At 65.5% G+C, this 25,224-nt stretch carries 25 protein-coding genes; 6 read left to right on the top strand and 19 right to left on the bottom strand.

Annotated elements, in window-relative coordinates; translation table 11 throughout:
* Positions 1–12 precede the first annotated feature (12 nt).
* Positions 13–987 (bottom strand): signal peptidase I, encoded by a 975-nt coding sequence (gene lepB / locus AC07OD_RS04680; protein ID WP_218295593.1) that lies wholly within the window; start codon positions 985–987, stop codon positions 13–15.
* A complete protein-coding gene (gene lepA, locus AC07OD_RS04685; protein WP_218295594.1) occupies positions 987–2,795 on the bottom strand; it encodes a translation elongation factor 4 in 1,809 nt (602 codons plus the stop codon). The genes lepB and lepA overlap by 1 nt, the downstream gene beginning before the upstream one ends.
* Here lepA and AC07OD_RS04690 point away from each other — a divergent pair.
* Entirely contained in the window at positions 2,785–3,183 is a 399-nt protein-coding gene (locus AC07OD_RS04690; RefSeq protein WP_218340104.1) for a hypothetical protein, read from the top strand. The genes lepA and AC07OD_RS04690 overlap by 11 nt on opposite strands.
* A gap of 120 nt (positions 3,184–3,303) precedes the next feature.
* Here AC07OD_RS04690 and AC07OD_RS04695 read toward each other — a convergent pair whose 3' ends face one another.
* The 13 genes from AC07OD_RS04695 to AC07OD_RS04755 all read right to left on the bottom strand — a co-directional run bounded on the left by AC07OD_RS04695 (position 3,304) and on the right by AC07OD_RS04755 (position 14,370).
* Positions 3,304–4,770, bottom strand: a complete 1,467-nt coding sequence (locus tag AC07OD_RS04695) for a Do family serine endopeptidase (RefSeq protein ID WP_494595380.1) — start codon at positions 4,768–4,770, stop codon at positions 3,304–3,306.
* Between the two features lie 166 nt (positions 4,771–4,936).
* The gene (locus tag AC07OD_RS04700) at positions 4,937–6,016 is read right to left on the bottom strand and encodes a MucB/RseB C-terminal domain-containing protein (protein WP_255594727.1); all 1,080 of its coding nucleotides are present in this window, start codon (positions 6,014–6,016) and stop codon (positions 4,937–4,939) included.
* 33 nt (positions 6,017–6,049) lie between these two features.
* Positions 6,050–6,718 carry a sigma-E factor negative regulatory protein gene (locus tag AC07OD_RS04705; RefSeq protein ID WP_218295597.1) on the bottom strand — a complete coding sequence of 223 codons (669 nt, stop codon included), beginning with the start codon at positions 6,716–6,718 and terminating at the stop codon, positions 6,050–6,052.
* 9 nt (positions 6,719–6,727) lie between these two features.
* Complete coding sequence (gene rpoE, locus AC07OD_RS04710; protein WP_218295598.1) at positions 6,728–7,354, bottom strand: RNA polymerase sigma factor RpoE; 627 nt, start codon at positions 7,352–7,354, stop codon at positions 6,728–6,730.
* Between the two features lie 6 nt (positions 7,355–7,360).
* A complete protein-coding gene (locus AC07OD_RS04715) occupies positions 7,361–7,861 on the bottom strand; it encodes a hypothetical protein (protein ID WP_494595383.1) in 501 nt (166 codons plus the stop codon).
* 135 nt (positions 7,862–7,996) lie between these two features.
* Entirely contained in the window at positions 7,997–9,241 is a 1,245-nt protein-coding gene (gene fabF / locus AC07OD_RS04720; RefSeq protein ID WP_218295600.1) for a beta-ketoacyl-ACP synthase II, read from the bottom strand.
* A gap of 48 nt (positions 9,242–9,289) precedes the next feature.
* A complete protein-coding gene (gene acpP, locus AC07OD_RS04725; protein WP_003058049.1) occupies positions 9,290–9,529 on the bottom strand; it encodes an acyl carrier protein in 240 nt (79 codons plus the stop codon).
* A gap of 103 nt (positions 9,530–9,632) precedes the next feature.
* Entirely contained in the window at positions 9,633–10,379 is a 747-nt protein-coding gene (gene fabG, locus AC07OD_RS04730; RefSeq protein WP_218295601.1) for a 3-oxoacyl-ACP reductase FabG, read from the bottom strand.
* On the bottom strand, positions 10,376–11,326 hold the full coding sequence (gene fabD / locus AC07OD_RS04735; protein WP_218295602.1) for an ACP S-malonyltransferase: 951 nt from the start codon (positions 11,324–11,326) through the stop codon (positions 10,376–10,378). The genes fabG and fabD overlap by 4 nt, the downstream gene beginning before the upstream one ends.
* A 60-nt stretch (positions 11,327–11,386) precedes the next feature.
* On the bottom strand, positions 11,387–12,364 hold the full coding sequence (locus AC07OD_RS04740) for a beta-ketoacyl-ACP synthase III (RefSeq protein ID WP_218295603.1): 978 nt from the start codon (positions 12,362–12,364) through the stop codon (positions 11,387–11,389).
* A complete protein-coding gene (gene plsX, locus AC07OD_RS04745; protein WP_218340100.1) occupies positions 12,364–13,419 on the bottom strand; it encodes a phosphate acyltransferase PlsX in 1,056 nt (351 codons plus the stop codon). The genes AC07OD_RS04740 and plsX overlap by 1 nt, the downstream gene beginning before the upstream one ends.
* Before the next feature lie 108 nt (positions 13,420–13,527).
* Positions 13,528–13,710: a 50S ribosomal protein L32 gene (gene rpmF, locus AC07OD_RS04750; RefSeq protein ID WP_005794249.1), complete on the bottom strand. Its 183-nt coding sequence runs from the start codon at positions 13,708–13,710 to the stop codon at positions 13,528–13,530.
* A 108-nt stretch (positions 13,711–13,818) separates the two neighbouring features.
* On the bottom strand, positions 13,819–14,370 hold the full coding sequence (locus AC07OD_RS04755) for a YceD family protein (RefSeq protein WP_492244143.1): 552 nt from the start codon (positions 14,368–14,370) through the stop codon (positions 13,819–13,821).
* A gap of 25 nt (positions 14,371–14,395) precedes the next feature.
* Here AC07OD_RS04755 and AC07OD_RS04760 point away from each other — a divergent pair, with 25 nt between their 5' ends.
* From AC07OD_RS04760 to AC07OD_RS04770, 3 genes are all read left to right on the top strand, one after another.
* Complete coding sequence (locus tag AC07OD_RS04760) at positions 14,396–14,995, top strand: Maf family protein (protein ID WP_494595393.1); 600 nt, start codon at positions 14,396–14,398, stop codon at positions 14,993–14,995.
* A 121-nt stretch (positions 14,996–15,116) separates the two neighbouring features.
* Positions 15,117–15,893 carry an SAM-dependent methyltransferase gene (locus tag AC07OD_RS04765; RefSeq protein WP_218295607.1) on the top strand — a complete coding sequence of 259 codons (777 nt, stop codon included), beginning with the start codon at positions 15,117–15,119 and terminating at the stop codon, positions 15,891–15,893.
* 49 nt (positions 15,894–15,942) lie between these two features.
* On the top strand, positions 15,943–17,076 hold the full coding sequence (locus AC07OD_RS04770; RefSeq protein ID WP_494595394.1) for a toxin-antitoxin system YwqK family antitoxin: 1,134 nt from the start codon (positions 15,943–15,945) through the stop codon (positions 17,074–17,076).
* Positions 17,077–17,239: 163 nt separating this feature from the next.
* Here the strand turns inward: AC07OD_RS04770 and AC07OD_RS04775 are convergent, their stop codons facing one another.
* The 4 genes from AC07OD_RS04775 to AC07OD_RS04790 all read right to left on the bottom strand — a co-directional run bounded on the left by AC07OD_RS04775 (position 17,240) and on the right by AC07OD_RS04790 (position 20,506).
* Positions 17,240–18,286, bottom strand: coding sequence for a S49 family peptidase (locus tag AC07OD_RS04775; RefSeq protein WP_218340097.1), 1,047 nt, complete (start codon positions 18,284–18,286; stop codon positions 17,240–17,242).
* A gap of 101 nt (positions 18,287–18,387) precedes the next feature.
* Positions 18,388–18,765 carry a Rieske (2Fe-2S) protein gene (locus AC07OD_RS04780; RefSeq protein ID WP_218340096.1) on the bottom strand — a complete coding sequence of 126 codons (378 nt, stop codon included), beginning with the start codon at positions 18,763–18,765 and terminating at the stop codon, positions 18,388–18,390.
* A gap of 32 nt (positions 18,766–18,797) precedes the next feature.
* The gene (locus tag AC07OD_RS04785) at positions 18,798–19,472 is read right to left on the bottom strand and encodes an HAD family hydrolase (RefSeq protein WP_218340095.1); all 675 of its coding nucleotides are present in this window, start codon (positions 19,470–19,472) and stop codon (positions 18,798–18,800) included.
* A 20-nt stretch (positions 19,473–19,492) separates the two neighbouring features.
* A complete protein-coding gene (locus AC07OD_RS04790) occupies positions 19,493–20,506 on the bottom strand; it encodes an RluA family pseudouridine synthase (protein WP_218295611.1) in 1,014 nt (337 codons plus the stop codon).
* 598 nt (positions 20,507–21,104) lie between these two features.
* On the opposite strand from AC07OD_RS04790, the gene AC07OD_RS04795 reads away from it, so the two are divergent.
* Entirely contained in the window at positions 21,105–24,239 is a 3,135-nt protein-coding gene (locus AC07OD_RS04795; RefSeq protein ID WP_494595397.1) for an Rne/Rng family ribonuclease, read from the top strand.
* Between the two features lie 188 nt (positions 24,240–24,427).
* Entirely contained in the window at positions 24,428–25,213 is a 786-nt protein-coding gene (gene yaaA, locus AC07OD_RS04800; protein WP_218340093.1) for a peroxide stress protein YaaA, read from the top strand.
* Positions 25,214–25,224 lie beyond the last annotated feature (11 nt).

Genomic DNA, 25,224 nt, shown 5'->3' on the forward strand with positions numbered 1-25,224 from the left:
GACGGCCGTGGCTTAGTGGAATGAACCGATGCGCTTGAGGTTACCGAAATTCATCCAGACAAAAAAGGCCTTCCCGACGATATTGCCTTCTGGAACGAATCCCCAGTAGCGCGAATCGAGCGAGTTGTCCCGGTTGTCCCCCATCATGAAATAGTGGCCTTCCGGCACCTTGCAGACGACGCCTTCGACACTGTAGCGGCAGTTTTGCCGGTAGGCAAAATTGCTCGCGCCCTGCACGAAGGCAGGAACATCGGGGTTGTTCAGCAAGCGATGCGGCTGCGGGCCCAGTTGCTCTTCAAACTGCTTGAAGTAGCGCATCGAATCCTCTTCGAAGAAATCCGGCGCTGCCTTGGTATCCACGGCTTGGCCGTTGATCGTGAGGCGCTTGTTGAGGTAGGCGACCTCGTCCCCCGGCACTCCGACCACCCGCTTGATGTAGTCCAGGCTGGGCTGTGGCGGGTAGCGAAACACCAGCACATCCCCCCGCGCAGGCTTGGTGCCTTCGGTGATCTTGGTGTGGATGACCGGCAGGCGGACACCGTAGGTGAACTTGTTCACCAGGATCAGGTCGCCCACCAGCAGCGTGGGAATCATGGAACCCGACGGAATCTTGAAAGGCTCGAACAGAAATGACCTCAGCAGGAACACCGCGACGATCACCGGGAACAGTCCTGCGGTCCAGTCCAGCCACCAGGGCTGCATGAGCAGCCTCCCCTTGGCTTCCTGGACATCCACATCAACCTTCTGGATGCCCATGCGGTCCAGTTCGGCGCGGCGCTGCACGGCGGCATCTTCCACGGCCTGGGCCGCCCGGCGGCGCTGCGGCAAAAAGTACAGCCGCTCGGCCAGCCAGTAGGCACCCGTGACCACCGTGGCCAGGAACAACAGCAGGGCAAAGTTGCCTTCCACGGCCCCAAAGTACCAAGCGCCGATATACCCGCCAAATGCGGCCAGCACCACAGAGGTGAGAATCTGCATGGCCTGCATCAGTCTTCCACCTGCAAAATGGCCAGGAAGGCCTCCTGGGGCACCTCGACCGATCCAATCTGTTTCATGCGTTTCTTACCTGCTTTCTGCTTCTCGAGGAGCTTGCGCTTGCGGGTGATGTCACCGCCGTAACATTTTGCCAGCACGTTCTTGCGCAATGCCTTGATGGTTTCGCGCGCAATGATGTTGGCACCGATGGCGGCCTGAATGGCCACGTCGTACATCTGGCGGCTGATGATCTCGCGCATCTTGGCGACCACGGCACGGCCGCGGTACTGCGATTGCGAGCGGTGCACGATGATGGACAGCGCGTCGACCTTTTCACCGTTGAGCAGGATGTCGACCTTCACCACATCGGAGGCGCGGTATTCCTTGAACTCGTAGTCCATGGAGGCATAGCCGCGCGACACCGACTTGAGCTTGTCGAAGAAGTCGAGCACGATTTCGCCCAGCGGCATTTCGTAGGTGAGCATCACCTGGCGGCCGTGGTATGCCATGTTCATCTGCACGCCGCGCTTCTGGTTGGCCAGTGTCATCACCGGGCCCACATAGTCCTGCGGCATGTACAGATGCACCGTGACGATGGGCTCGCGGATCTCCTCCAGCCGCCCCTGGTCCGGCATCTTGGAGGGATTCTCGACCATGATCACTTCGCCATCGGCCTTGACCACCTGGTAGACCACGCTGGGCGCCGTGGTGATGAGGTCCTGGTCGAACTCCCGCTCCAGGCGCTCCTGCACGATTTCCATGTGCAGGAGCCCGAGGAATCCGCAACGAAAACCAAAGCCCAGCGCCTGGCTCACTTCGGGTTCGTAGTGCAGCGAGGCGTCGTTGAGCTTGAGCTTTTCCAGCGCATCGCGCAGCGAGTCGTACTCGCTCGCTTCGGTGGGGTACAGCCCCGCGAAAACCTGCGGCTGGATTTCCTTGAAGCCGGGCAAGGCCTCGGCGGCGGGGCCTGCGTTGTTGGGCAGCTTCTTTTCCAGCGTGATCGTGTCGCCGACCTTGGCGGCCTGCAGCTCCTTGATGCCCGCGATGATGTAGCCCACCTGCCCCGCATCCAGCGAATTGCGCGGCTCGTTGGCGGGCGTGAACACCCCCAGGTTGTCGGCGTTGTACACGGCGCCACTGGCCATCATCTTGATGCGCTCGCCCTTGAGCAGCCGCCCGTCCACCACGCGCACCAGCATCACGACCCCGACATAGCTGTCAAACCAGCTGTCGATGATCATGGCCCGCAGCGGACCCTGCGCATTGCCGCGCGGCGCGGGCACCTTGGCGACGATGGCTTCCAGGATCTCCTCGATGCCCATGCCCGTCTTGGCGGAACATGGAATGGCATCCGTGGCGTCGATGCCGATCACGTCCTCGATCTCGGCCTTGGCGTTGTCCGGATCCGCATTGGGCAAATCCATCTTGTTGAGCACCGGCACGACCTCGACACCCAGGTCCAGCGCCGTGTAGCAGTTCGCGACCGTCTGGGCTTCGACGCCCTGGGATGCATCGACCACCAGCAACGCGCCCTCGCAGGCAGACAGCGAGCGGCTCACTTCATACGAGAAATCCACATGACCCGGCGTGTCGATCAGATTGAGGTTGTAGACCTGGCCATCCTGTGCCTTGTATTGCAGTGCCGCCGTCTGCGCCTTGATGGTTATCCCACGCTCCTTTTCGATGTCCATCGAGTCCAGAACCTGGGCCTCCATCTCACGGTCCGCAAGGCCGCCACAGCGCTGGATCAAGCGATCAGCGAGCGTCGACTTGCCATGGTCGATGTGCGCAATGATGGAAAAATTTCTGATGTGGTTCATCAACGGAAAGCGTCAAGTGATTGAATTAAAACGGAGCACACAAGAAAAAAGGGCGCGTCGAATGGCGACGCGCCCTGAACCAACAATCATTGGCAACTGCGATAGTTGGAGCTTCATTGTAGGCAAAAAGCCCGCAGGAAAAAGCCCATACGACTGCATCCAGGGGGAGTTGCCAGGGTGCAACAGGGCTTTTATTCACAACTTATTCACAGTCTGCACAACAACAACGCTGGACAACTTGTGGGTGAGCTGTGGATCAGCTGTGCATTGCACCAGCGCATCCCGCATCGTGAATCCGCGCCTGGCCAATATACAGATTAGCGTTGAACAGGAGCCTCTATTCTATCGAATCCAGTTGATAGACCTTGAAAAAGTTAGCAAAAGCTAACATTCATGCCTTCGGAGAGGTTCCAGCAAAAACGCCAAAAAACCTTTCGCCGCGGTCAAATAGCCCATTGCAAAAGTGGGGAATCGCCGCCCAGGCGCCCCCACCCGCACATCCGACGCCTCAGCGTCCGGGCCGGATCAAGGCATATTGCGCCCACTCTCCGCGTCGGTACAGCACATTGATAGCCTTGCTCTTGTCCGCCTTTGCCAGCACGGCTTCGAACTCCTTGACCCCCGACACCTCGGTGTTTGCGATCGCAAGAATCACGTCACCTTCGCGCAGGCCGGCACGCGCGGCAGCCTCCGTGGCGGTCGCCACCAGTACCCCTCCCTTGACCTTGAGATCCTTCTTCTGCGCATCGGAAAGTTCAATCACCGCCAGCCCGATTTGCTGCGCAGCGGCCGATGCCTTGGGCTTCTCTTCCCGTTCTGCCGCTTTGGCGGCCGCGGGCTTGTCAGGCTCGATCTCGGCAATGGTGATGCCCAGATCCCGCGAAGCGCCCCGGCGGAATACGGTCATGGTGCTCTTGGTGCCGGGCTTGGTGTTGCCCACCAGCCGGGGCAAATCAGCCACCTTCTCGATGGTCTTGCCATCGAAACGGGTGATGATGTCCCCCGCTTCCACCCCGGCCTTGTCTGCCGGCGATCCAGCCTCCACGCCGGTCACCAGGGCCCCCTGCGCCTTGCCCAGGCCAATCGATTCCGCCACGTCCTTGGTGACCTGTCCGATCTGCACGCCGATGCGACCCCGCGTGACCCGCCCGGACGCGCGCAATTGTTCGCTCACCCGGATGGCTTCATCCATCGGGATGGCAAACGAAATACCCATGAATCCACCCGAGCGCGAATAGATCTGGCTGTTGATCCCCACCACCTCGCCGCGCATGTTGATCAGGGGCCCCCCCGAGTTTCCAGGGTTGATGGCCACGTCGGTCTGGATGAAGGGCAGGTAGTCGCCGGTATCGCGCTGCTTGGCACTGACGATGCCCGCGGTCACCGTGTTCTCCAGCCCGAAAGGCGAGCCAATCGCCATGACCCACTCTCCGACACGCAGGCGCCCCAGATCACCCACCTTCACTGCGGGCAGCCCGGTGGCCTCGATCTTGACCACGGCCACATCCGTGCGCTTGTCCGCGCCGATGATCTTGGCCTTGAACTCACGCTTGTCGGTCAGCGTGACGATCACTTCATCGGCCCCCTCCACGACATGCGCGTTCGTCATGACAAACCCGTCCGTGGTCAGGATGAAGCCCGAGCCCACGCCACGGGGCTGCTCGTCGTCCTGGGGCCTCTGCGGGCGCTGCTGCCTCGGCACGTTGGGAATCGGCACTCCGAAACGGCGGAAGAACTCCAGCATTTCCTCGTCCATGCCATTCGCGCTCGCGCGGCTGGAGGCCTTTTCCACGGTCCGTATGTTGACCACGGACGGGCCCACCTGGTCCACCAGGTCGGTAAAGTCTGGCAGGCCACGCACAGCCGCGGCGGGCTGCGCGAAGGCGGCCTGGGGCAAAAACGCTCCACCGGCAACCCCGGCGAACATGCACGCAAATGCTACGGAGCGCAGCGCATTTCCATCGAACTTCGGCATCATCGACCTTTCGTGAATTGTGACGAACGCAGTCATCAAACTGTATGTAACTGTGAAGAGTGTGCGGCCATTTGGTTCCCGCGCTGACGTGCTGTCTGCATGCCCCTCTGAGGGGCAGGCCGCAACCCGCAGCGGCCCGCCACCCCACGGAGTGGCAGCCGTGCAATCAGCGGGTGCGCTCCAGTTGCCCGGCAAACAGGCGAAGGGTCTGCAGCGGTACCTCTCCGACCGCGGTGAGCCACACATCGGGCAAGACCCGCATCGCCAGCAATTGGGTGGCGCCCATGCTCGACACCTGGGGCTGCGCAGGGTGCCGCTGGGGATCAAACGGCTCCACGAACAGCGAGACCGACGCGAGGCCATCGGAGTACAGGCATTGCAGAACGCCCTGGGCATCGTCCGCGGCAGACACCGCGCGCCGATGGCAACTCACCGGAACAAATCCCGCGACCGGCTGGCGCAAGGCCCACCCCTCTGCCGACGCGGTGGTCTTGACCACGGCCGGTGCCACGACCTTGTAGCCCTCCGTGGCATCCATCAGGCGCGAGAGCTGCTCCACTCGCACGGGCGCATTCAGATCCAGCTCTGAAAAGGCGGCCTGCTCCAGAACGCGGCCATCCGCAGCCAGTGTCTGCAGCTTCACGACAAGGCCGGTGTCCCGCTCGCTCCACAGCCTGTAGCCGAAGCGCAGGGAGTCCACCGGCTTGAACCACACCACGTCCGCGACAAAACCCGCCACCCGCTCCTGCCCCACCGAACGCGAGACATAGAACTGGGAGATCGACGTGCCGTTGACCACAGGAACGCGCGGAAACTGCCCCGAGGCTTCGCGGCGGTCCGAGCGGACCACCCGGGACTGGGGCCAGAAAGTGCGCACCTCGTCATCGCGCCGGAAAATAGTCCGCGGCGTGCCGCTCAGCGCCTCCACGCGCTCCATCTGCTGCTGCCCTTCACAGGCGTGCCAGATGCGCGAACTGGCCATCGCGCCCGAGGCTGCAAGCACCACGAAGGTTCCCGCATAGGGCCGGATGCAGGGCGCGCTGTGCATGCGCTCAATCCATTGCACGATGGTGCGCGCCGCGGGCACCGGGGCCGCGTCTCCCAACGGACGAGGCGACTTTTCCGGTTGCGCCTCCCCCATCGCGGCGGAAAGCCCCGCCACGCACAGCAGCACCGCCACCCACCCGGACCTGAACCACCGACATGGCGCAATCACGCTATTGCCCGCAACCCCTGTATTGGTCATCGCACGGTCTCAGCACAAAGAGCCATCCTTGACTCAGCGGCCGGGTGTCTCAAATGTCGCATTGCGCAGGAAGCCCGCGGGCATCTGCAGGGCGGAAGTGCTGCCAAACTGCTTGTGCGCCGCCAGCAACTCGTCCAGGCGGGGATCGCGAATCATCACCTGTGCCCCACCTTCGGCATCCGCCACGGCCACCACGGGCGTGCCAGCGGTGCTGGGCGCGGATTCCGGCGCAAGAGCGAGCTGGGCACCGCCCGACGGACCCGCCGCACCAGTGCCTTGCAGGCTGGCCAAGGAGGTCCATCCAATCGCTGCCACCGCCGCCAGCGATGCAAAACCAGCGACCATCTTCCAGCGGAAGACGGACGCATTCGCGGCACTCTCCATCACGGGAGCCACCACTGCCACCTGCACCGGGGGCTGAACGCCCAGGGCAGGCCCTTCCTTGGCGAGCTCATCGCGCAGCCGTGCCATGAAATCCGGGCTGGAGGGCCGCGCCAGATCGGACGAACGCAATACGTCACCCACCAGGTGATAGAGCTGCCACGCCGCATGCCCCTCGGCTTGCTCCGCGTAGGCCAGGGCATCGGCCAACTCATCCCCCTGCAACTGGCCATCGGCCAGTGCAGACAACTGTTCGCGCCTGTGCATCTCATTCACCACGGCGCCCTCTGCCAATCCATCGCTACGTACAGCCTTGTTCATTTCATTACCTCACCACCGTTTGCCCGACTGGTTTTCAAGCAAGGGGCGCACTTTTGCCGAAATGGCCTCACGCGCCCGGAAAATCCGGGACCGCACCGTGCCAATGGGGCAATCCATGGCCGTTGCGATCTCTTCGTAACTCAGTCCCTCGATCTCGCGCAAGGTCACCGCCTGGCGCAGATCTTCGGGTAACGCCTCCATGGCCGCATTGACGGCTTGCGCGATTTCTCGGGCCGCGAGCACGGTTTCGGGGGTTTCTTCGCTGGTTAGTTCGTGTCCGAGGCGGGAAGTTTCATCTTCATCCTCATTCCCTCGCAGCGCATTCTCCGAAATGACGGGATTGCGTTTCATGTCCATCAGCGCCTTCTTGGCGGTATTGACGGCAATCCGGTAGAGCCAGGTGTAGAACTGCGCATCGCCGCGGAACTGATGCAGTGCGCGGTAGGCACGGATGAACGTCTCCTGTGCGATGTCCTGCACGAGGTCGGTGTCGCGCACCATGCGTCCAATGAGGCGCTCGATGCGGCGCTGGTACTTGATGACCAGTAGCTCATAGGCGCGCTGATCGCCCGCCACCGTGCGCTCCACCAGTTGGAGATCGCTGTCTTCGGAAGGGGAAGGCGGAATTACAGTCATGGATACTCAGGATTCACGCCCCACGGCTGCTGCCGGGGCGGTTTCGTCAGCGTTGCCAGCGCCCGGTCTGGGGCGCGAATATACCGCACGGCGCAGATCCATCCAACGTTCAGGCTGGGTGGAACGCTCCAGCCACAGCCAGATGCGGCCGCGCCCCGCGGGGCGCGCCTGCAGCCACAGATGCGATTGCACGTCGAGAAGGACTTCCGGGGAAGCGGAAAGTGCCGCCAATGTGTCGCCGGGCTGCCCACTCTCCAGAACCCAGAACTGTCCGTCCCAGCGAATGGCACCAGAAAACTGGTGAACCCAGAAGTGCAGTGCGCTGGCGGCGGCCACGAGCCAGAGCCCGCCGCCGGCCAGAACAGGCCAGAGGGAGCCCGCACCCGAGCCTCGAAAGAACCACGCGCCGAGCCCGCCCGCGCCTGCCAGCAGCGCGCCAGCCAGCGCACAGCTGCGCCGCAGGGGGTACAGCACCGCCGGCGGCCGCCGCGAGGAGGTCACGTCCATGGCGCGCCACCGGTCACCAAAAGCCCACGGCCCAGGCCGGGGCACAGCTTCGCGGCAGGCCCGCCCTCGGGCTCAAGGCAACAACAAGGCAGGAAGGCCTTGTCATCCAGCGCGGCAGGATGTGGTGCCAGAGGATCAGACGCGTTTGAAGACCAGGGTTCCGTTGGTGCCGCCAAAACCGAAGTTGTTCTTGACGGCCACGTCGATCTTCATGTCACGCGCCGTGTTGGCGCAGTAATCCAGATCGCACTCCGGATCCTGATTCAGCAAATTGATGGTCGGCGGCACCTTTTGCTCATGCAGCGCCAACACCGTGAAGATGCTCTCGATACCACCCGCGCCGCCCAGCAAGTGGCCGGTCATGGATTTGGTAGAACTCACCACGGTCTTGTAGGCATGGTCGCCCAAGGCCGCCTTGATGGCATTTGTTTCGTTGATGTCACCCAGGGGCGTGGAAGTACCGTGGGCGTTCAGGTAGTCGACCTGGTCGGCATTCATGCCCGCATTGCGCAAGGCGTTGAGCATGGCGCGGCGCGGGCCATCCATGTTGGGGGCCGTCATGTGCCCGGCATCGGCACTCATGCCAAAGCCGCTCAATTCTGCGTAAATCTTGGCACCCCGGGCTTTGGCATGCTCGTATTCTTCCAGCACCATCACGCCGGCGCCCTCGCCCAGCACAAAACCATCGCGGTCCTTGTCCCAGGGGCGGGATGCTGTCTTGGGGTCGTCGTTGCGGGTGGACAGGGCACGCATGGCCGCGAACCCCCCGATGCCCAGCGGCGACACCGTGGATTCCGTGCCACCGGCGACCACCACGTCGGCATCGCCGTACTCGATCATCCGGCCCGCCTCGCCGATGCAGTGCAGGCCCGTGGTGCAGGCAGTGACCACCGCCAGGTTGGGGCCCTTGAAGCCAAAGCGCATGGACACATGGCCCGCCACCATGTTGATGATGGACGCCGGCACGAAGAACGGCGTGATGCGACGGGGGCCGCGGCTGACCAGTTCCGCGTGGGTGTTCTCGATCAGTGGCAGGCCACCAATCCCCGATCCGATCACACAGGCAATGCGCGTGGCGAACTCTTCGCTGAGCGCCTCACCCGTGGGCAGGCCGGCATCCTGCACCGCCTGCGCAGCTGCCGCGATGCCGAAATGAATGAAGCTGTCCATCGCGCGCGCATCCTTGGCGCTGATGTACGACTCCAGGTCAAGACCTTTGACCTCCCCCGCGATCTTGCAGGCGAAGTTCGACGCGTCGAACTTGGTGATGAGATCAATGCCGGATTTTCCGGCAAGGAGGTTGGCCCAGGATTCGGCCACCGTGTTGCCCACGGGGCTGACGCATCCCAGGCCGGTCACGACAACGCGACGACGGCTCATGCGTAAAAAACCTTCTGCTGATCGCTTGAGTCAGGCGCAAAGCGCCGCTCAGGCCTTCTGGTGGGTATTGGCGTAGTCGATGGCGTTTTGCACCGTGGTGATCTTCTCGGCGTCTTCATCCGGAATCTCGATGCCGAATTCGTCTTCCAGCGCCATCACCAGCTCCACCGTGTCAAGCGAGTCGGCACCGAGGTCTGCCACGAAGGCCTTTTCATTGGTGACTTGGGACTCTTCCACGCCGAGTTGTTCGGCAATGATTTTTTTGACGCGTGCTTCGATATCGCTCATGGTTTCCCTCTGGGGGTTGTGAATGAATCCGCGATTCTAGCTGCTTCAGGAGAAGCCCCTCAGCAGCCCGCCGTCCGGATCAACCGGCGTTATCTTCCATCAATTACATATACATGCCGCCATTGACATGCAACTCCTGCCCGGTGACATAGCCAGCCTCGCGCGAAGCCAGGTAGGCCACCGCATGGGCGATGTCTGCGGGCTTGCCCATGTGGCCCAGGGGAATCTGCGCATTGAGCGCCTTTTGCTGGTCTTCGGGCAACACGGAGGTCATGTCGGTCTCGATAAAACCCGGCGCCACACAGTTGACCGTGATGCCGCGGCTGCCCAGTTCGCGGGCCAGTGCGCGCGCCATGCCGGCCACACCCGCCTTGGCGGCCGCGTAGTTGGCCTGGCCTGGATTGCCCGAGGCGCCCACCACGCTGGTGATGCTGATGATGCGCCCAAAACGCTGCTTCATCATCGGACGGATGGCCGCACGGCTCACGCGAAAGACGGCCTTGAGATTGGTGTCGAGCACCGCGTCCCAGTCGTCGTCCTTCATGCGCATGGCCAGCGTATCGCGGGTGATGCCCGCATTGTTCACCAGCACATGCAATCCGCCCTGCTGCTTGACGATGGCATCCAGCAGCGCATCAACGGCGGCCGCATCGTTCACGTTCAGGTTGGCGCCGCGGCAGCCCGGATAGGCCGACAGGGCCTGGCTGATGCGCTCAGCCCCCTCGTCGGTCGTGGCCGTGCCCACCACTTGATAGCCACGAACAGCCAGTTCCAGCGCAATGGCCGCGCCAATGCCGCGCGATGCGCCTGTCACCAACGCCACCTGCGCGGCCGATGAGGTTTCCGTCATGCCAGCAACTCCCGGGTTTCGGCCAGCGTGGCCGGATCAAACATTGCACCACCCACCAACTCGGGGTCGATGCGCTTGGTCAGGCCGGCCAGCACCTTGCCAGGGCCACTTTCAACAATATGGGTCACGCCGCGCGCCTTGAGGGCCTGCACGCATTCCACCCAGCGCACGGGGCCAAAGGCCTGCCGGTACAGCGCATCCCGGATCGCATCCGCGTCCTGGCGAACCGCGACATCCACGTTGTTCAGCACAGGGATCTGGGGAACGGCAAACGCCACATCCGCCAGCGCCAGCCGCAGCTTCTCGGCGGCGGGCTTCATCAGGCTGGAATGAAAGGGTGCGGAGACAGGCAACAGCAATGCACGCTTGGCACCCGCCGCCTTGAGAACTTCGCAGGCCTTGTCGACACCCGCCTTGGTCCCTGCAATGACGGTCTGGATGGGGTCGTTGAAATTGACCGCCTCGACCACCTCGGACGTGCCCGCACCCAGCGAAGCCAGCGCCTCGGCGCAGCCCGCGATGACCTTGGAGGCTTCCATGCCCAGAATCGCCGCCATCGCTCCGGTGCCGACGGGCACGGCCTCCTGCATGGCGGCCGCCCGCAGGCGCACCAGTGGCGCGGCCTGGGCCAGCGTCAGCACCCCCGCCGCCACCAGCGCCGAATATTCGCCCAGCGAATGGCCAGCCACAGCCACGGGAGCCGCGCCGCCCTCCGCGCGCCACACGCGCCATGCAGCGACCCCCGCCACCAGCATCACGGGCTGCGTATTGGTGGTCAGCGCAAGCGCCTCCTTGGGGCCGTCCTTGATCAACAGGCCGACGTTCTCGCCCAGGGCATCCGATGCCTCCTGCAGGGTCTGGACGACCACCGGGTGATCGCCCCATCCGTCGAGCATGCCCACCGATTGCGAGCCTTGCCCCGGAAAGACAAATGCAAAAGATTTCATGAAAAATCCAGAAATATGATTGAAATCGAGTCCCAGCGCTTATTCAATAGGCGCTGAAAGCTATAACTTCAGGAGCACCGCGCCCCAGGTAAAGCCACCGCCCACACCTTCGAGCAGCAGGGTCTCGCCCTTTTTGACCTGGCCGGAGCGCACCGCGTGGTCCAACGCGAGGGGAATGGAAGCGGCCGATGTATTGCCATGCTGGTCCACCGTGACCACCACCTTGTCCATGGACAGCTTGAGCTTGCGGGCGGTGCCCTGCATGATGCGGATGTTGGCCTGGTGCGGGATCAGCCAGTCGATGTCGGCCTCCGTCATGCCCGCCTTCGCGAGCACCGCATGCGCGGCCTTTTCGAGCACCCCGACAGCGAGCTTGAAAACAGCCTGCCCGTCCATCTTGAGGACCGGGTCCCCCAGCACCTGGCCACCGGCCACGTTGCCGGGCACGCACAGGATTCCCACATGCCTGCCGTCGGCGTGCAGGTCGCTGGACAGGATGCCGGGCGTCTCAGAGGCTTCCAGCACCACAGCACCCGCCCCATCGCCAAACAGCACGCAGGTGGTACGGTCGTTGAAGTCCAGGATACGGCTGAAAACCTCAGCGCCAATGACCAGCGCGCGATTGGCGGCCCCCGTCTGGATCATGGCATCCGCCACGGACAGGGCATAGACAAAACCGCTGCACACCGCCTGCACATCGAACGCCGGGCAACCATTGGCGCCCAGCTTGTTCTGCAATATGCAGGCCGCCGAAGGAAACACCATGTCCGGCGTGGACGTGGCCACGATGATCAGATCGATGTCCGTGGGCTGCAGCCCCGCGGCCTCCAGGGCGTTGCGCGCGGCTTCCAGCCCCAGATCGCTGCTGGCGACATCAGGCGCCGCGAAATGGCGGGCGCGGATGCCCGTGCGCTCCACGATCCATTCGTCCGAGGTTTCTATGCCGCGCTGGGCCAGTTCGGCCACCAGATCAGCGTTGGTCAGCCGGCGCGGGGGCAGGTAGCTGCCGGTGCCGGTAATGCGGGAGTAGCGTCTCATCAATGTGTGATCGTCGCCGCAACGCCAGGCTGGGGCTGTGCATCTGCAGGCACCAGAAGAGGCGCTGCATGCGCAATCCGGGTCCGGACACGGTCGAGCAAGTTGTTGCGGGCTGCATCATACGCCCGGTTCAACGCCTGCTCGAAGGCCATTGTGTCAGCCGACCCATGGCTCTTGAACACCAGTCCACGCAGCCCCAGAAGGGCCGCACCGTTGTACCGACGGTAGTCCATGCGCTTCATCAGCGCTTTTAAGACCGGATAGGCAGTGATGGCAGCAATTTTGGTGAAGATGTTGCGAGAGAACTCGGTCTTGAGCGCACCGATGATCATCGACGCGACGCCTTCGCTGGCCTTGAGGGCCACGTTGCCGACAAAGCCGTCACACACAACGATATCCACCGTTCCCTTGAAGATGTCATTGCCTTCGACATTTCCATAGAAATTCAGATCGCCAGAATTGGCAGCAGATCGCAGGAGTTCACCTGCTTTTTTAATCACTTCGCTGCCCTTGATGACTTCCTCACCAATATTGAGGAGGCCCACCGTCGGCTCGCCGCCATCCCTGAGGGCGGACACCAGCGCGGAGCCCATGACGGCGAACTGAAGCAGGTGCTCCGCAGAGCAATCCACGTTGGCGCCCAGGTCCAGTACCGTGGTGGCGCCGCCGGCGGCATTGGGCATCTGCGTGGCGATGGCCGGGCGGTCGATGCCGTCGAGCGTCTTGAGCAGATAGCGGGCAATGGCCATCAGGGCGCCGGTATTGCCTGCGGAGACAGCCGCCGAGGCGGCGCCATCCTTGACCTGCTGGATCGCCACGCGCATCGAAGAGTCCTTCTTCCTGCGCAGGGCCACCTCCACGGGGTCATCCATGGCCACCACTTCGGAAGCGGGCACGATGGTGGCGCGGTCGTGCGAGAACGACTGCAGGCTGTCCGCCAGGCCAACGAGCAGCAGGCGGGCATCAGGGTGGTTATCTAGGAACTGGCGGCACGCCGCGAGCGTGACGCGGGGGCCATGGTCGCCCCCCATGCAGTCAACAGCCAGTGTGATCATGGGCGACTTGTCCGACCGGCCAGACAGGCCGGAAGATGAAATGCAACGGTCAAAACAAAGGCCCGCGCTACGATTTCAGTAGCAACGGGCCTTTGGATGGGGCGAAAGTCAGGCTTCAGACTTGTTCTTCAGCACCTGGCGGCCGCGGTAGAAGCCGTTGGGGCTGATGTGGTGGCGCAGGTGCGTTTCACCGGTAGTGGGTTCCACGGCAATGCCCGGCACATTCAGGGCATTGTGCGAGCGGTGCATGCCGCGCTTGGAAGGGGACTTTTTGTTTTGCTGAACGGCCATGATGGCTCCTGGTCTTGAATAGGTTGGTAAAAACGCGATCAGCCCATTAAAGACACGAGGGGATTCGCGCGAAGCCCTCGATTATAGCCTAAATGGCTCGCGGCCTCTTTATGACCCTTTGCCGGGTTTTCGCAGGCCCGCCAGCGCGGCAAATGGGTTGGGCTTCTCGGCGTTGGCCTCTTCGAAATCCTCATCCGAGGAAGCCAGGGGCACCGAGGTCGGGCATTCGTCGTGCTTGGGCACCACGGGCAGCGCCATCAGCAATTCGTCTTCGATCAGCTCGCGCAGATCAAATTCGCGGCTCATGGCCAGCAGGTCTTCCTCGCTCTCGTCGTCCAGCGCCTCGGCCGTGGCTTCGTCGGCCACGAAGCGGAACTCGCGGTCCACCTCCAAGGGGACATCCACCGGGGTCATGCAGCGCTGGCACTCCATGGGGAAACTGGCCCGCACCTTGAGATGCAGCCACACCTGGCCCATGCCACCCAGCGCGGTGCGCACTTCGCCGACCGCCTCCCAGTCCACCATCAGGTCCGGGTGCAGGCCCTTGGCCTCCTGGGCCAGGCGTTCGTACTTCAAGAGCGAATCGTGGCCCGACAGCCGACCGCCCGCCTGTGCAAAGGCTTTCACGTCCAGGCGCTGTGCGGAGAATTCCTTGGTCATGGCGGCAGTGTAAGAGAATCGGCGCATGCATCAATCCCCTCCCCTGCAACGCCCTCTGGTATTGGGCTCCACCTCGCGGTACCGGCGCGAATTGCTCCAGCGGTTGAACCTGCCTTTCGACGTTGCCGCCCCCGATGTGGACGAGACGCCCCGCCCGGGCGAGGCCCCGCGCGCGCTGGCCCTGCGCCTGGCGGTGGCCAAGGCCCAGGCGGTGGCCCGCCAGCACCCCGATGCCGTGGTGATCGGCTCCGACCAGGTCGCCGACCTTGCGGGCGAACCCCTGGGCAAGCCGGGCCACCACGAGCGCGCGGTGCAGCAGTTGCGCCAGATGCGGGGCCAGACCGTGGTGTTCCAGACCGCCGTGGCCGTGGTGTGCGCCGCCACGGGCTTCGAGCAGGTGGACCTGGCTGCGGTGGAGGTGAAATTCCGCGACCTGTCCGACGCAGAGATAGAGCGCTACCTGCGCGCCGAGCAGCCCTACGACTGCGCGGGCAGCGCCAAGAGCGAAGGCCTGGGCATCGCGCTGCTCGATGCCATCGTGAGCGACGACCCCACCGCGCTCATTGGGCTGCCCCTGATCCGCACCTGCCGCATGCTGCGGGCGGCAGGGCTGGTACTGCCGTGATGAAACATCCCCCGAGCCGCTTCGCGCCGCCACCCTCTCCTTGCGCAGAAGGGCACGCCCCGGCCTGGGCTGCGCCAGCTGCCTGGACGGCAGGTACCACGCAGCCCCATGGAGCCCAGCGATGAACGCAAGAACCGGAACGCTGTACCTGGTGCCCGCGCCGCTCGATTTTGGCTGCGACAGCCAGGTTCCGCTGCAGGATGCGCTGCCCGCCAGCACCTTGCAGACCGCGGCGCGGCTCACCCACTGGGTGTGCGAGAACGCCAAGAGCACCCGCGCCTACCTCAAGCGCGTCGATGCCCTCCACCCCCTGGCCGCTTCCCTGCAGCAGCAGCAGATCACCGAACTGCCGCGCGAGGTGCACAAGAAGGGAGACCATGGCGACAAGGGGTCGGCCCCCTTCGATGCCCGCCCCCTGCTGGCCGCCGCGCTGGCGGGGCATGACATGGGATTGGTCAGCGAGGCGGGCATGCCCGCCGTCGCCGACCCGGGCTCGTCCGTGGTGCGCGCCGCGCACGATCTGCAGATCCCCGTGGCCCCCCTGGTGGGCCCGGTGTCGCTGCTCCTCGCACTGGCGGCCAGCGGCCTGAACGGGCAGAACTTCGCATTCGTCGGTTATCTGCCACAGGACAGCCAGGAGCGCACCCAGCGCATCAAGGAACTCGAAGGCCTGGCCCTCAAGACAGGGCAGACCCAGCTCTTCATCGAAACCCCGTACCGCAATGCGGCCCTGTGGCAGGCGCTGGTCCAGGCGCTGCAACCCCACACCCGGCTGGCGCTGGCCAGCGGGCTGACGCTGCCGGACGCACGCATCCGCAGCCAGCTGGTGCGGCAATGGCGCCAGCAGCCCGAGCCCCCCGACAACCGCACCCCCGTGGTGTTCGCATTGGGCCGCTGACATGCAGCCGCACTCGATTGCTATATTTTTAATAGCTTGTAGCGCTTATATGACAAGCGCAGAGGCCATTATTCGTTGTGAATTGAACGGCAAGGCCATCAACATCTCCAACGGTGCCGAAACGGCCGGACAGTCCGGGCTCGTGCGCTGCCGCGAAGAGGACACGGGCCATGTCCAGCGAGAGCAGGAGCTGCGCGATGGCAAGTACATCGGCCAGGAGCGCATGTTCGACCGCGAAGGCCGCCTGCAGCGCGAGCGCACGGTGAACGAACGCGGCAACAGCCACGGCCGGGTGGCCGAGTTCTGGCCCAACGGCCAGGTGCGGCGCGAGGAAACCGCCGACAACGGCCGCACCCAGGGCGCGGTGCGCCGCTTCGATGCCACCGGCCGCGTGGAGCGGGTGTCGTTCCATGGCGAGGGGCAGGAGCTCTTTCATGTGGAGACCAACGGCAGGGGCCAGCCCACGCGCCTGCTCTGCCCCCGTGCCAGCGTGCTGCCCGAAGACCGCAAGCTCTGCGGCTTCGATGGCGCCACCGACACCCTGCTGCACGCGGAAAACGGGACCCCAACCGCACAGCTTCGGTACGACCAGGGCCGCCTGCTGAGCGCCACCGAATGGAACGGCGACGGCCTCGTCTCCGCCCAGCAGCTCGTGGTAGAAGGCCGGCGCGTTCACCGCAGCTTCCACACCGAAGGCGGCAGGAGCGTGCTGCGCGAGGAACGCGTTTTCGCCCCCGACGAGCGCGCGCTGCGCGACACCCGGGGCCCTCTGTGGAGCACCCGGCGCTACGGCGCATCGGGCCAGCTCATCGAGCAGCGCGGTTTTGACGGCGGGCGCGAGGTGCAGGTGGAGCGCTGGTACCTCAACGGGTCCGTGCGCGAACGCAGCACCTGGAGCGGCACCGGCGAGCAGGCCCGCCTGCTGCGCGAGATGCACCGCGACGACGGCAGCCTCCTGCGGCGCGACCAGCTCACCAAGGACCAGTGGCCCGTGGGAACGCAGCAGGCGTTCCACGACAACGGCCGGCTGGCGATGGAAGAGCAGTATTCCGCCCCCGATGCCCGCGGCCGCACGCGCCTCACGGCGCGCAAGCAGTGGGACGAAGCGGGCAAGCTCGTGGCGGACGACACCATCCTTGAAGACGGCTCGCGCCAGCGCAGGGCCGGCGGGCTGGACAACTGAAGCAGGCATCACACCCCGGCCCCTCCACCCTCCTGCCGCCCCTGAGGCTTGCACGGCCCGGTCAGCGGCGCCATTCACACACGCCCATACGCAAAAATGCCCCGGATGGAATCTCCACCCAGGGCATTGGCTGCGAGTGGCCCGCAGGCCAGATCAGGTGGCGTCAGCGCAGTTGCGGCCCCGCCACTGACAGCGACTTGACCGCGCCCACGCCGATGGCGGCGCCAAAACGCTTGACCAGGCGCTCGGCCACGTTGTCGCGGCGGGTGTAGTCGATGATGTCCTCGGCCTTCACCACCTCGCGCGCCACGTAGTCCAGGTTGCCCAGCTTGTCTGCCAGGCCCATTTCCACGGCCTGCTGGCCGGTCCAGAACAGGCCGCTGAACGTGTCGGGCGTGGTCTTGAGGCGGTCGCCGCGCCCGGCCTTCACCACGGCGATGAACTGCTGGTGGATCTGGTCGAGCATGGTCTGCGCGTAGGCGCGCTGCTTTTCGGTCTGCGGGCTGAACGGGTCGAGAAAGCCCTTGTTCTCGCCAGCGGTCAGCAGGCGACGCTCCACGCCCAGCTTTTCCATGGTGCCGGTGAAGCCGAAGCCATCCATCAGCACGCCGATGCTGCCCACGATGCTGGCCTTGTCCACATAGATGTCGTCCGCCGCGGCGGCGATGTAGTACGCGGCCGAGGCGCAGGTTTCCTCCACCACGGCATAGATCGGCTTGTTGTGCTTGGCCTTCAGGCGCACGATCTCGTCGTTGATGATGCCGGCCTGCACCGGGCTGCCGCCGGGCGAATTGATGAGCAGCACCAGCGCCTGCGAGCCTTCGTCCTCCAGCGCGCTGCGCATCGCGGCCACGACGAACTCGGCGCTGGCCTCGGCGCCCGCGGCGATCTCGCCCTTGATGTCGACCACCGCCGTGTGCGGCGCGCTCTTGCTGGCGCTGGGCGACGCCTGGCGCAGGGCGGCGAAGGCAACGGCGGCGATCAGCAGCAGCCATGCCAGCCGGAAGAATATCTTCCAGCGGCGGGCGCTGCGTTGCTCTTGCAGGGCAGAGAAGGCCAGCTTTTCCAGCGTGGCGCGTTCCCAGCCGGGTTCACGCGATGAGTCGCTCACAGATGCTCCTGAATTCGTAGCTGATTGCGCCCACAGGTCGGGCGCTGGGTTGCTTTTGGGGTCAAAACCCGGGGAACCGGGCGGTTGGGGGTCGGTCATGTCATGCGTCCTGGCGCTGCGCCTGCCTTGCCGGGGCGGCCTGTCCAGGGCACGGGCAAGGCACCGGACGACAGCACATAAGGGTAATTCATCTAGTTTTTCTAGAACTCTACGGGTTGCAGGTTGTATGCAGTATGCCAGTGCACCACGCCATCGCTTTCCGACAAGGCAATTTTCACCAGGCCGCCCCGGCAGGGCCCCCCCGCGCACTGCCCCGTGCTGGGCAGGTAGGCCGCACCATGGGTGGCGCACAGCAGCCACTGGCCGGTATCGTCGAAAAACCGGTCGGGCTGGTAGTCCATTTCCATCGCCACGTGCGTGCAGCGGTTGAGGTAGGCATGGGGCGTGCCGCGGTAGCGGATGGCAAAGGCCCGGCAGGTCTGCCCCGCATAGACCACGTCAAACGCAACAGCCAGGCCGCTGTCGGCCAGGTCGGCGCTGTTGCACAACGCAATGGCCCGGTCAGGAAGGTCCGTCATGGGAATGCTCGCTTGCGCATCGTGCCCGCCCGTCAGGCGTATTGCAGCAGCCAGTCGTGCAGATCGCGCACCGAATGGGCCACGTGCAGCGGGTTGAGCGCATGGAACACCTCGGGCTCATGCGCGCCGTAGCTCACCCCCACGCTGGCGCAGCCGGCATTCACCGCCATCTGCAGGTCGTGCGTGGTGTCGCCCACCATCAGCAGCCGCTCGGGCAGAACGTCGAACTCGGCCATCAGCTCCTGCAGCATCAGCGGATGCGGCTTGCCCGCGGTCTGGTCGGCCGTGCGCGAGCCATCGAACACGCCGCGCAGGTCCACCGAATGCAGCGCATCGTCCAGGCCGCGGCGGCTCTTGCCCGTGGCCACCGCCAGCAGGTGCCCGCGATCGCGCAGATCGGCCAGCAGCGGCAGCACGCCGTCGAACAGGCTCAGGTCCTCCTGGTGCTGGATGTAGTGGAACCGGTAGCGGTTGCCCAGGTCGGTGTACTTCTCGGGCGGCACGTCGGGGGCGGCATGGGCCAGGGCCTGCATGAGCCCCATGCCGATCACGTAGGCGGCCTCCTTGTCGGTGGGCACCGTGCCACCGACATCGCGAACCGCCGCCTGGATGCAGCGCACGATGATGGCGGTGGAATCAAACAGGGTGCCGTCCCAGTCAAAGGCGATGAGATCGAAACGGCGCGGGCGGGAGGTGGTGGAGGGCATGGGGGGTTGTTCGCGCCATTTCAGGCAGGAGAAGGCACAAAGCCGGCCAGTTCGGACGGCAGCTCGGCATGGAGCGCCACGCGCTCGCCCGAGGCGGGATGGTTGAACTGTAACCGCCAGGCATGCAGGAACATGCGCTTCATGCCCAGCTTCTGCAGCCGCTTGTTGAGGTCGAAATCCCCGTACTTGTCGTCCCCCACGATGGCATGCCCCTGGCTGGCCAGGTGCACGCGGATCTGGTGGGTGCGGCCGGTCTTGATGGTCACCTCCAGCAGCGACATGGCGGGCAGCCCCTGCGCGGGGCGCGGGGGCACGGAACTGCGCACCTTGACGAGCGTGACGGAGCGCATGCCGTCCGGGTCGTCGGCCGTGGTCACGCGCACACGGCGCTCCCCGTCGGCCTGCAGGTACTTGTGCAGCGGCAGGTCGATGACTTTCTTGTTGGCGGGCCAGGCACCCGTGACGAGTGCCAGGTAGGTCTTGCCGGTCTCGCGCTCGCGGAACTGGTCCTGCAGGTGCGTGAGCGCCGAGCGCTTCTTAGCCACCAGCAGGATGCCCGAGGTCTCGCGGTCGAGCCGGTGCACCAGCTCCAGGAATTTCGCGGCCGGGCGCGCCTGGCGCAACTGCTCGATCACGCCGAAGCTCACGCCGCTGCCACCGTGCACCGCCACGCCGGCCGGCTTGTCGATGGCGATGAGGTGCTCGTCTTCGAGCAGGATGGGAAATTCGCGCGCGGGCGCCGGGCGCTCGGCCTTCTCGGCGACCTTGTCTGAAATTCGAACAGGAGGCAGGCGCACCACGTCCCCTGCTTCCACGCGGGTGTCGGCACTCACGCGGCCTTTGTTGATGCGCACCTCGCCGCTGCGGATGATGCGGTAGACGTGCGTTTTTGGCACACCTTTCAAGTGGCGTATCAAAAAGTTATCGAGCCGCTGGCCCGCGGAATCGGAATCGACCTCGATCAGGCGTGCCGCCGGAGGGCTTGCCGCCGTGGTGCGGTCGGATGGCGGTTTGGCCCCTATAATGTGTTTCACCTGCGCGTTGCTGTGTAAGTGGTTGATTTGTCTGGAGTTTAGTCCACGCAACCCTTTCCCTCGTGCAGGAAGGTCGATGCCAGCGGGCGTCGTGCACGCAGATTGCAGGCCAGATGCCTGCGGTGGCCTGCGCTTCGTTCGGCGGGCTGACAGATTGAAACACTGATACGGAATCCCCAAGCTGGCAGACGCACCCTACCCGGGAGCAGCCTGCCAGCGGATCGAAGCGAGCATGTGGTTGTTGATGGCATGGATGGTGACCTTGTGGCGGTGGCTGTTGCCCCCGGCCGCACACGCACATTCCGCCCCAGCGCCCGTCCTGCAAGCGCAACACGCTACTATTTTGGTAGCAAAACTGCGCCACTCTCACTCGCCCCCATCCACGCGCCCCTGCCTTTTCCTGCCGCGCTAGCGCTCGGCAGACCCTTGGCATTCCCGGCAATTCCCTTCGTTTCGATGCGTCAGTCCAGGCATTCACAGCTCCTGTAGAGCTTGTTGTATTGGTTTGGAAACTGTGGGCGGCAGCCCGCGCAGCCCTCTCCGTGGGTCACGGTTGGCTGCTCCGCTGCTGTCCGCGAAACACTGAAGGAATCGCATCATGAAGCGGATGCTCATCAACGCCACGCAGCCTGAAGAACGGCGCCTGGCCATCGTCGACGGACAAAAGCTCCTCGACTACGAAATCGAAATCGAGGGGCGCGAACAGCGCAAGGGCAACATCTACAAGGCCGTCGTCACGCGCGTCGAGCCTTCGCTGGAAGCCTGTTTCGTCGACTACGGCGAAGACCGCCACGGCTTCCTGCCGTTCAAGGAAATCTCGCGCAGCTACTTCACCCCCGGTGTCTCGCCCAGCCAGGCACGCATCAATGAAGTGATCCGCGAGGGCCAGGAGCTGCTGGTCCAGGTCGAAAAGGAAGAGCGCGGCAACAAGGGCGCGGCCCTGACCACCTTCGTCTCGCTGGCCGGCCGCTACGTGGTGCTGATGCCCAACAACCCCCGTGGCGGTGGCGTTTCGCGCCGCATCGAGGGCGAGGACCGCGCCGAGCTCAAGGAGGCGATGGACCAGCTGGAATACCCCAACGGCATGTCCATCATCGCGCGCACCGCCGGCATCGGCCGCACCGCGCCCGAGCTGCAGTGGGACCTGAACTACCTGCTCAAGCTGTGGAACGCCATCGACGGCGCCGCCAAGGGCGGCAAGGGCGCCTTCCTGATCTATCAGGAATCGAGCCTCGTCATCCGCGCGATCCGCGACTACTTCAACAACGACATCGGTGACATCCTCATCGATACCGACGACATCTACGAACAGGCGCAGCAGTTCATGGCGCACGTCATGCCCGAGCATGCCGCCCGCGTGAAGCGCTACCGCGACGACGCCGCCCTGTTCAGCCGCTTCCAGATCGAGCACCAGATCGAATCGGCCTACGCCCGCACCGTGCAACTGCCCTCGGGCGGCGCCATCGTGATCGACCACACCGAAGCGCTGGTCAGCGTGGACGTGAACTCGGCCCGCGCCATCAAGGGCGGCGACATCGAGGAAACCGCCACCCGCACCAACCTGGAAGCCGCCGACGAAGTGGCGCGCCAGATGCGCCTGCGCGACCTGGGCGGCCTGATCGTGATCGACTTCATCGACATGGAGGAGAGCAAGAACCGCCGCGAAGTGGAAAACCGCCTGCGCGACGCGCTGCGCCAGGACCGCGCCCGCGTGCAGTTCGGCACCATCAGCAAGTTCGGCCTCATGGAGATGAGCCGCCAGCGCCTGAAGCCCGCCTTGAGCGAAGGCTCGTCCATCCCCTGCCCCCGCTGCGGCGGCTCGGGCCACATCCGCGACACGGAAAGCTCGGCCCTGCAAATCCTGCGCATCATCCAGGAAGAGTCCATGAAGGACAACACGGCCGCCGTGCACTGCCAGGTGCCGGTGGAAGTGGCCTCGTTCCTGCTCAACGAAAAGCGCACCGAGATCGCCAAGATCGAACTCAAGCAGCGCGTGGCCGTGCTGATGGTGCCCAACAAGACGCTGGAAACCCCCAACTACCGCCTGGAACGCCTCAAGCACGACGATCCGCGCCTGGACCACATCGAAGCCAGCTACAAGCTCGCCGAGGAAGTGGAAGACCCCACGGCCGTGACGCGCCGCTCGCAGGAGCCCACCAACAAGCAGACCCCCGTCATCAAGGGCGTGCTGCCCGATGCTCCCGCCCCCGTGGCCGAGCCCCGCCCCGAAGGCGCGGCCCGCCCACCCCGCGCCGGCCAGCGCCCCGCTGCCGCGCCCGCGGCACCCGCCCAGGCCCCCGTGGCTGCGCCAGCGCCCGCTGCCGCCGCCGCGCCGCAGGAGCAAGGCTTCTTTTCCTGGCTCAAGAGCCTGTTCGGCTTTGGCGATGCACCGGCAGCCCCCGCACCGGTGGCAGCAGCCCCTGCCCCCGCCGCCACACCTGAAACCACGGGCCGCGGCGAGCCCCGCCGCGATGGCCGCAACGGCGAAGGCCGTGGCCGCCGTGGTGGCCGCGATGGCAACCGGGAAGGCCAACGCGAAGGCGGCCGTGATGGCGGCAACCGCGAAGGCGCCAGCGAAGGCCGCGGCCGCCGTGGCGAGCGCTCGGCCGAAGGCCGCGCTCCGCGCGACGCCGAGGGCCGCCCACCCCGCGACACCGACCGCCGCCCCGAAGGCGAAGCCCGTGAGGGACGCGAAGGCCGCAACGGCCGTGACGGTGGCCGTGGCCGCCGCGACGCCGAGCCCCGCAACCAGGCCGCCGGCCTGAACGGCGACAACACCGCTGCCGCGCAGGCGCAGGTGGAAGGTCCGAACGGCAACAGCGCGGAAGCGGGCCAGCAGCCGCGCGGCGAGCGCGGTCCGCGCCGTGACCGTGGCGAAGGCTCCGGCCGCCGCGAACGTGGAGACCGTGCAGAGCGCGGCGAACGCACGCCCCGTGCTGTCGAAGCGCAGGAGAGCACCGCGCCGGCCGCGGGCGACTTCGTCGACACCGCCCCGCTGGCATCGCTGCCCGACCTGGACCTGTCCGGCAACGACGTGGCCGCGGGCAATGGCGCCCCGGCCAGCGAAGAGCAGCAGCGCCGCGAGCGCCGCTCGCGCGACCGCTACGGCCGTGACCGCCGCGAACGCGGCGAGCGAGGTCCTCGTGACAGCACCGAGACCACGGCAGCGGCACCGGCGATGCTGGACTTCGATCCCACCGCCGTCGCCGCACCCCAGGCCGAACCGGCGCCGGAACAGGATGAGGCTCCACGCCGCAGCTACTTCAGCGCCCCCACCGCACCGGTAGAGGCCCCCGTGGCCGAGGCTCCGGCTGCCGCCCCGGTGGCGGCTGCAGCGCCAGCGCCCGTGGCTGCTCCGGTGGCCGCCACGGCCCCTGCTGCCGCGGCACCCGTGGCGCCCCCGGCCGCACCCGTTGCCGCGCCCGCGCCAGCCCCGGTGGCGGTTGCTGCTGCGGCGGCTGCCACCAACGGCATGCCCCGTGTCCAGTCCTTCACGCTGCCGGTCGACGAGCTCCAGCAGGTTGCCGCCTCGTCGGGGCTGCAATGGGTGAACTCGGACGCGGGCAAGATCGCCGCCGTGCAGGCGGCGATCGCGGCCGAACCGCAACCCATCCGCGTTCCACGCGAACGGCCGCCCGCGGTCGTGCTGGACGAAGGCCCGCTGGTGCTGGTGGAAACCCGCCGCGACCTGTCGGCGATGACCCTGCCTTTCGAGCAGCCGCCGGCGGCCTGATCCACCGGCTGCGGCCCTGAAAACAAGAAGGCGGCCCTGGGCCGCCTTCTTGCTTTGGGGGCCCTGAACAACGCCTTGGCGCTGCGGCGGCCCTGCAGCAGGTACCATTTTGGCCGCTGCCGGCATTCCGGCCTCGCTCCGCCCAGCCTTCTCCCCTTCCGAGCCCCACGGACCACCCGGACTCCCACATGCTGTTCCTGCTGTCCCCTGCCAAATCCCTTGACTACGACACCCCCCTGCCCGAGGGGCTGCCCCATTCCACGCCCCAGTTCGTGCCACAGTCCACGGCCCTGATCGAGGTGCTGCGCACCCAGTCCCCCCAGGACATCGCCTCGCTCATGGACCTGAGCGACAAGCTGGCCGCGCTCAACGTGGCGCGCTACCAGGCCTGGCGCCCCCGCTTCACCGCCGCCAACTCGCGCCAGGCGCTGCTGGCCTTCAACGGCGACGTGTACGAAGGCCTGCAGGCGCGCGCGCTCACCGCCGACGACCTGGACTGGGCCCAGCGCCACGTGGCGATCCTGAGCGGCCTGTACGGCGTGCTGCGCCCGCTCGACCGCATGCAGCCCTACCGGCTGGAGATGGGCACGCGCCTGGCCACGGCCGCGGGCAGCAACCTGTACCAGTTCTGGGGCAGCCAGATCGCCGAGCACCTCAACACCCGGCTGCGCGCCGACACCACGCCCGTCGTGGTCAACCTGGCGTCGCAGGAGTATTTCAAGGCCGTGGACCGCAAGGCGCTCAAGGCACGCGTGGTCGAATGCGTGTTCGAGGACTGGAAAGGCGGCGGCTACAAGATCATCAGCTTCCACGCCAAGCGCGCGCGCGGCCTCATGGCCCGCCATGCCGTCACGCACCGCCTTGCCACACCCCGCCAGCTGGAAGGGTTTGATCTGGACGGCTATGCCTTTGCCCCGGCATCATCCGGGCCCGAGCGCCTGGTATTCCGGCGCAAGGCAGCACCCGCCCCGTAACCCCGAAAGAA

Source organism: Acidovorax sp. GW821-FHT10E03 (genome assembly GCF_059415205.1).